Annotated in this window: 6 protein-coding genes and 1 pseudogene; 4 read left to right on the forward strand and 3 right to left on the reverse strand. The window is 61.0% G+C overall.

Going from position 1 to position 4,475, the window contains the following annotated elements:
- The 3 genes from A2I95_RS42635 to A2I95_RS26465 all read right to left on the reverse strand — a co-directional run.
- A partial coding sequence (locus A2I95_RS42635; RefSeq protein ID WP_367152680.1) for a Rieske 2Fe-2S domain-containing protein occupies positions 1-142 on the reverse strand: 142 nt, incomplete at its 3' end.
- A gap of 36 nt (positions 143-178) precedes the next feature.
- The gene (locus A2I95_RS26460; RefSeq protein WP_291734709.1) at positions 179-1,207 is read right to left on the reverse strand and encodes a fatty acid desaturase; all 1,029 of its coding nucleotides are present in this window, start codon (positions 1,205-1,207) and stop codon (positions 179-181) included.
- 104 nt (positions 1,208-1,311) lie between these two features.
- Positions 1,312-2,070 (reverse strand): class II aldolase and adducin N-terminal domain-containing protein, encoded by a 759-nt coding sequence (locus A2I95_RS26465; protein ID WP_291734710.1) that lies wholly within the window; start codon positions 2,068-2,070, stop codon positions 1,312-1,314.
- Between the two features lie 112 nt (positions 2,071-2,182).
- On the opposite strand from A2I95_RS26465, the gene A2I95_RS26470 reads away from it, so the two are divergent.
- The 4 genes and pseudogenes from A2I95_RS26470 to A2I95_RS26485 all read left to right on the forward strand — a co-directional run.
- Positions 2,183-3,073 (forward strand): LysR family transcriptional regulator, encoded by an 891-nt coding sequence (locus A2I95_RS26470; protein ID WP_291734713.1) that lies wholly within the window; start codon positions 2,183-2,185, stop codon positions 3,071-3,073.
- A gap of 164 nt (positions 3,074-3,237) precedes the next feature.
- On the forward strand, positions 3,238-3,939 hold the full coding sequence (queC, locus tag A2I95_RS26475; RefSeq protein ID WP_027259353.1) for a 7-cyano-7-deazaguanine synthase QueC: 702 nt from the start codon (positions 3,238-3,240) through the stop codon (positions 3,937-3,939).
- Positions 3,939-4,292, forward strand: a complete 354-nt coding sequence (gene queD, locus A2I95_RS26480) for a 6-carboxytetrahydropterin synthase QueD (RefSeq protein ID WP_027259354.1) — start codon at positions 3,939-3,941, stop codon at positions 4,290-4,292. Before queC ends, queD begins: the two co-directional genes overlap by 1 nt.
- Positions 4,289-4,475, forward strand: a pseudogene (locus A2I95_RS26485) (7-carboxy-7-deazaguanine synthase QueE); the annotation flags it as partial. The gene queD and the pseudogene A2I95_RS26485, both read left to right, overlap by 4 nt.

The following is a 4,475-nucleotide window of genomic DNA, read 5'->3' on the forward strand; positions in this document are numbered from 1 at the left end:
CCTCATGGGTGCACATCAGATCCGAGGCAAAAAAACCCTTTTCGGTGTTGTAGATTGCGTATGATTTGCCCTCATGCTCCCAAGCGATCAGGTCCTCCTCGTCGATGTCATCGGTGGCGCAGGCGTCAATCCATTGGCTCATGTTGCGGCTCCTGGTTCGTAATATTCTTGAAAAGAGTTACATTGTCCGCTGCGCAATGCGCTCAACCGGGCCGCCTTCGGTGATCATATGCGGCGCCTGCCGGATGGTGGCGGCCTTGGTCGGGCGGCCCAGCGAGCGGCGCAGCACCACCGACATCACCTCAAGATTGGTCTTGAAGAAGCCCGGATCCGGCGCCGGTAGCTGGTCCTGCACCGCCTCCGCCAGTTTCGGCAGCGCGTGGAACGGCACCTGCGGATAGAGATGGTGCTCAACGTGGTTGTTCATCTTCATATAGAGGAATTCGGCCAGCCAGTTGCTGCGGAACGAGCGGGTGCTTTCCAGGATCGAGGGCGAGTTCTCCTGCAGCTCCACATGCTGGATCAGGGTGAACAGCAGCATGACAGGCGCGCCCAGGATACGCGGGACCACCAAGAACCAGACCACCCACCAGATGCCAAAAAACGGCGCCGCAGCGATCAGCGCATAAATCAACAGCATGATGCGCGCGTTGCGGGTCATCTTGGGGAATTCCCTCTCTGGCGTGACCATCTTCATGGTGCTGGTGTAACGACCGGCCGCCAGATGCAGGAACACCTGCATATGAAAGCGCAACAGCGCGGTGCCGGTGATCTCAGCCAGCCAGCCGCCAAAACCCATCGGCGTGTCGAACGGCATCTGGCTGTCCTTGCCGACCCACCAGGTATGGGTGTGGTGTTTGGTGTGGGTGTAGCGCCGGTGCAGCGGCTCCTCCATATAGAGAAGCGAGGTGACCCACAGCACCGCCTCGTTCAGCCAGCGGCTGCGGAAGGCGGTGCCATGCGCGGTTTCATGGCTGAAGGAGTAAGCGGGCACTGTCAGGAAGATGCCATGCAGCAGCATTGCGGGCCACATCCAAAGCGTGCCGAGCGTGGCCCAAACCAGCGTGCCGGTGGCTGCCAGGAAAGTCAGCCATTGCGCAATGTAGATCAAACCGGGCCTGTCGCTGCGGGCGGCGATTGATTTCAGCGTCTTCTTGTCGAGCTTCACACCCGAGGACGCGGCATTTGTTGGAACGTAACCAGGCATCTGGAGCCTTCTGGATGGCTGAAGTTTTTTCTGTTGGATGCAGCAAACCGCCAAGCAGTTCGCTGAACTACCCGTGGTTTTAGTGCCTGCTTTGAAAGCCTGCGTTAGCTGGCGTAGTTGGAGCCTTCGTCGTCGAGGATCGCCTTCAGCTCGGCCAGGTGGCGTTCGGACTGATCCGGGTAATCCTCCAATTCCTGCGCGGTCTTCTCGGCGACCGCGTCGCTCAGCACCCGCAGTTTCTGGCCGGTTTGCAGTGCCCGGATATAGGTCTCGGCTGCGCGTTCGAAGTAGTAGAGGCGGTTGAACGTGTCCGCGACGCTGTCGCCGATCACCAGCACCCCGTGATTGCCCATGATCATGACCTTGACCTTAGGGTCAGTCAGCATCGAGGCACAGCGGGCGCCTTCATCGTCGAACGCCAGCCCGCCGAACTCCCCGTCCACCACATAGCGGTTGTAGAAGGTGGCGGTGTTCTGGTCGATCGGCGGCAGCGAACTGTCAGCGAGGCAGGCCAGCACGGTGGCGTGGATCGAATGCACATGCATCACGCAGCGCGCGTGCGGGCACAGCCGGTGGATTGAGCCGTGCAGGCCCCAGGCGGTCGGGTCCGGCGCGTCGGGGCGGTCCATGGTCTTGGGGTCATTGGCGTCCAGGAACAACAGGTCCGAGGCCTTGACGCGGCTGAAATGCACCTGGTTCGGGTTCATCAGGAACTGGCTGCCATCCTCGTTCACCGCCAGGCTGAAGTGGTTTGCCACGGCCTCATGCATGTTCAGCCGTTCGGTCCAGCGGAAGGCCGCGGCCAAGTCGACGCGCTCCTGCCAATGGGTGAGGTTCGGGCTTAAATCCGCTTGCTTGTTCATTCTGGCGCCTCCCAAAAGTTGCTGCGCTATTGGTGCCAGCCGTAATCGCTGCTGACAAACGATTGATTCACGCGTAATGCATTAACTGAACTAATGCATAGGTCATGCGTCCATGTCTTCCCCCGGCTCGCTCTCTTCCTCCCTGCCCCCGCTCACCTGGCTGCGCGCCTTTGAAGCCAGTGCGCGCCATCTGTCGTTCACCCGCGCCGCTGCGGAGCTGAATCTGACGCAATCAGCAATCAGCCAGCATGTGCGCAGCCTCGAGAACTTCCTGGGGCGCGAGCTGTTCATCCGCAAAACCCGCGCGCTGGAGCTGTCGGAGGCCGGCGCCAATTACATGCCCATCGTGCGCGAAGCATTTGACCTGATTGCGGCCGGCACCCAGGCCTTTACTGGCGGCGACCAGGGGCGGCATCTGGTCTTGCAGTGCAATATGGCGTTCTCGGTGTTCTGGCTGTCGCCGCGCCTGCCCCGGCTCTACGAGCGGTTCCCCTGGCTGGTCTTGAACATCGTGACGCCGATCTGGGACCCGGAGCGCCACGCCAGTTCCGCTGGGACCGAGATCCGCTTTGGCCGTCCCAATGACATGTCGGCGGCGGCGATCCGGCTGACCCGCGACCGGTTCTATCCAGTCTGCGCGCCGGGCTATCAAGGCGGTGCGGTGGATTTCAGCACGGCCCACTTGCTGGATTGTGCAGGCGTGACAGGCTCTTGGGGCGCATGGTTCAAGTCGCAGGAGAAACCGTTTGAGCGCAACCATGAGATCCAGCTGGCCTCCACTTATGTGATTGCCATGACAGCGGCAGTGAATGGCGCTGGCATCTCGATGTCGCATGACACGCTGGCGGGCGGGCTGTTAGAGAACGGACAGCTGGTCAAACCCAGCGACCATTCCGCAGAACTGCTGGAGAATTACTTCCTGCTGCCACCGCCCAGCCATGCCAGCACCCCGGCCTCGCGTGCCTTTCTGGAATGGCTGGAAGGTGAGATGCCTCCTGTATAGCACCAACATGAGGCCCGCGCCTGACCCAAAAGACATTTTCAAAAATCTCCAACATCACCTGCAAAAACTGCGCTATCCGCCCGCCTCTTGCGCGATACCACCCGCAGCGCTATATGCGCGGCACCGGTCGCAGCCTACCCGGTCACCAAAACAAGGGTTCAAATATGAAGACTATCGTTATCTGCTCGGGCGGGCTCGATTCTGTTTCGCTGGCCCATATGGTTGCTGAAGAACAGCAACTGACCCGCCTTGTCTCCTTTGACTATGGCCAGCGCCATCGCAAGGAGCTCGACTACGCCGCCGCCGCTGCTGAACGGCTCGGCGTGCCGCATGGCATCATTGATATGCGCGCCATCGGTGCCGCACTCTCGGGCTCCGCCCTAACCGATGACATCGACGTGCCGGACGGCCACTACGAAGAAGAAAGCATGAAGGTCACCGTGGTGCCGAACCGCAATGCCATCATGCTAACCATTGCCTATGGCATTGCCGCCGCCAATGGCGACGACGCCGTGGCCACAGCTGTGCACGGCGGGGATCATTTTATCTACCCGGACTGCCGCCCGGCCTTTACCGAGGCGTTTGATACCATGCAGCGCGCAGCGCTGGACGGCTACGCTGACGTGCGTCTCTACACGCCGTTTGTGCACCGCACCAAAGGCGACATTGTCACTGCCGGCGCCAAGCACAACACGCCCTTTGCCGACACTTGGTCCTGCTACAAAGGCGGTGAAAAGCATTGCGGGCGCTGCGGCACCTGTGTGGAGCGGCGCGAGGCCTTCCATCTGGCCGGGGTCGAAGATCCAACGGATTATGCCGACCCGGATTTCTGGCAGCAGGCGATTGCCGGGAAAGAGAGCGCCTGATGTTCCGGATCACCAAGGAGTTCCATTTCTCCGCCTCCCACCAGCTGACGCACCTGCCGTCCGACCACCAATGCGCCCGCCTGCACGGGCACAATTATGTCGTGGTGGTGGAATTGGCGGCCAAGGAGCTGAATGCAGACGGTTTCGTGCGCGACTATCACGAGCTGAAGCCGCTGAAGGCGTATATCGACGGCAGTTTTGACCACCGGCATCTGAATGACGTGCTGGAGGGGCATTCGACCGCTGAAAACATGGCCAAGCATTTCTACGACTGGTGCTACGCGCGCTGGCCGGAAGTCGCCGCCGTGAAGGTCTCGGAGACCCCGAAAACCTGGGCGGAGTACCGGCCATGAGCTTACGCATCGCGGAAATTTTCGGCCCTACGATCCAGGGTGAAGGCGCACTGATCGGGGAACCCACGGTGTTTGTCCGCGCCGGCGGCTGCGATTACCGCTGCTCGTGGTGCGACAGCATGCATGCGGTCGACAGCGCCTACCGCCATGACTGGGCAGTGATGGCCCCCGAAGAGGTCATGG

The organism is Leisingera sp. F5, from assembly GCF_001593695.1.